The 2,076-nt window shown below is 67.7% G+C and carries 4 protein-coding genes; 2 read left to right on the forward strand and 2 right to left on the reverse strand.

The features are described from left to right. Positions 1-384 (forward strand): MFS transporter (locus JMF90_RS34825; protein ID WP_201326139.1); only part of this gene is annotated, 384 nt, incomplete at its 5' end. Between the two features lie 158 nt (positions 385-542). Here the strand turns inward: JMF90_RS34825 and JMF90_RS34830 are convergent. Then, positions 543-842: a hypothetical protein gene (locus JMF90_RS34830; protein ID WP_166488162.1), complete on the reverse strand. Its 300-nt coding sequence runs from the start codon at positions 840-842 to the stop codon at positions 543-545. Between JMF90_RS34830 and JMF90_RS34835 the strand changes: the two genes are divergently transcribed. After that, a complete protein-coding gene (locus tag JMF90_RS34835) occupies positions 801-1,493 on the forward strand; it encodes a phosphatase PAP2 family protein (protein ID WP_041489512.1) in 693 nt (230 codons plus the stop codon). The two genes, JMF90_RS34830 and JMF90_RS34835, sit on opposite strands and share 42 nt — an antisense overlap. A 102-nt stretch (positions 1,494-1,595) precedes the next feature. Here JMF90_RS34835 and JMF90_RS34840 read toward each other — a convergent pair. Next, positions 1,596-2,076: glutathione S-transferase family protein (locus JMF90_RS34840; protein WP_201326140.1), on the reverse strand; the 481-nt coding region annotated here is incomplete at its 5' end.

Consider the following 2,076-nt stretch of genomic DNA (forward strand, 5'->3'; position numbering starts at 1 on the left):
GTCGCCGGGCGCCTGGCCGACCATCACGGCCCGGAGCGCGTCACGCGCATCGGGATCGGCATCGCGACGCTGTCGTTCGCATCGATGGCCGCTGCGCCGCTGATGTCGCCGCATGCGCAGCTCGTGCTGCTCGCGGTCGCGACGATCGGCTTCGATCTCGGCGTGCAGGCGACGCTGATCGCGCACCAGTCGATCGTCTACCGGATCGATCCCGCGTCGCGCAGCCGCCTCAACGCGGTGCTGTTCGTCGGCATGTTCATCGGGATGGCGGCCGGCGCCGCGATCGGCAGTTTGTTGCTCGCGCAACTGGGCTGGAATGCGGTGACCGCGCTGGCCGTCGCGACGTCGCTGGCCGCGCTCGCCGTGCGGGTGTGGCGCAACTGAAGTCGGGCATCGCGTCACGCCGGCGGGCAAGCCCATGAGGCTTGCCCGTTTTTTTATCGGTGCGCGTGACGCTGCGCCGCCCGGCAGATTCGCGCCGCGCCAGCACGGCAATCGTTCATCCGGCGCAAGGTCCGCGGCGGCATACCGAATTGTCCAGTTCACCCAAATATTTTTCCGGCGGCCCTGTACGCCCGCACGCAAACGTCGGACGATTCGGCCTTGCCGCGCCGCACGGCGCGCCCCCATCCGGCCCCACCACCCAGCCCCGCTTCATCAGGGGAATCCCGGTATTTTTTCGCATTTTCTTCGAAATAACGGGTGACATACTTGCCCCCCATTGCGCTCCGTGCGAGCGCGCTTTCCGATCCAGCCGGCCGCCTGTCATGCGCTGCGCGTCCGTCCGGGTCGCACAGGACATGAACAATTTCGACACCACGATCCAGGTCTTCCTCACTCATGTGACGTTCGGCCCGCTGATGAATCACACAATCCGCGTGATCGCGGGCCTCTACACGTTCAAGGGCTTCGTGCTCATTCCCGTGCTGTGCTGGCTGTGGTTCCAGCCCGGCCCGACCCGCGAGCGACAACGCGAGCTGGTCGTCGCCACCGTCGCGAGCGGGCTCATCGCGCTCGCCGTCGGCCGCGTGCTGGCGCAGGTGCTGCCATTCCGCGTGCGGCCGATCTACAACCCCGACCTCCACCTGCACTTTCCGTCGGCCGGATTGCGTGCGGCAACGCTGCAGACATGGAGTTCGTTTCCGAGCGATCACGCGATGCTGTGGATGGCGATCGCGACCGGCATCTTCATCATCGCGCGCCGCGTCGGCATCGTCGCGCTGCTGTATTCGGTCGTGTTCATCTGCCTGCCGCGCGCGTATCTCGGCTTTCACTATCCGACCGACCTGATCGCGGGCGCGGCGATCGGCATCGCGATCGCGTGGCTGCTGACGCGCGACGCGATCCGCTCGCGCTTCGCGCCGCAGGTGCTGGAGATGATCCGGCGCTTCCCCGCGCCGGCCTATACGCTCGCGTTCCTGCTGTGCTTCGAGTTGATCACGCAGTTCGACGAACTGCTGACGCTCGCGCAGTCGGCCACGCGCACGATGTGACGGCCACCCGCGCGATGCTGCCGCTGCTGCTGTCGCTCCGTCGCCCCGGCGCACGCTGCCGGCCATGCGCGGCAGCGGCACGCTGTGCGACGGCCCCGCCTGTCAATCGCGATCGGGCGCGCCAAGCGGAAAGAACGAACGATACGGCCGTGCCTCGTCGACCGCGCGTGCAAACGACGGCCGCGCGAGCAGACGCTTGCGGTACGCGATCACGTTCGCGAACGCCGGATCGATCCGGTGCGTCCAGTCCGCGTAGAACAGGAACGGCGCCGCGCCGCAATCGGCGAGGCTGAAACGATCGCCGGCCGCCCATTCGCGATCGGCCATCGTCTTGTCAAGCCACGCATACGACGTGTCGAGCATCGCACGCGCATCGGCCACCCCGCGCGCATCGCGCTCGGCTTCCGGCCGCAGCGCATCGAACACGACCTTCTGCTGCGGCGTCGCCACGTAGTTGTCGAAGAAGCGGTCCATCGTGCGCACCTCGAGCGCGGCGCGCGGATCGTCGGGCAGCAGGCGCACGGGGCCCGGATGGTTCAGGCCGAGATACTCGATGATGATCGTCGCCTCGATCACCGTGCGG

The organism is Burkholderia sp. E168m23, from assembly GCF_016586125.1.
Classification (GTDB): Bacteria; Pseudomonadota; Gammaproteobacteria; order Burkholderiales; family Burkholderiaceae; genus Burkholderia; species Burkholderia orbicola.

Excerpts from the sequence above, each read along its gene's own strand:
- JMF90_RS34835 (WP_041489512.1), top strand. The coding sequence starts at position 801 with ATGAACAATTTCGACACCACGATCCAGGTCTTCCTCACTCATGTGACG.
- JMF90_RS34830 (WP_166488162.1), bottom strand. The coding sequence starts at position 842 with ATGAGTGAGGAAGACCTGGATCGTGGTGTCGAAATTGTTCATGTCCTG.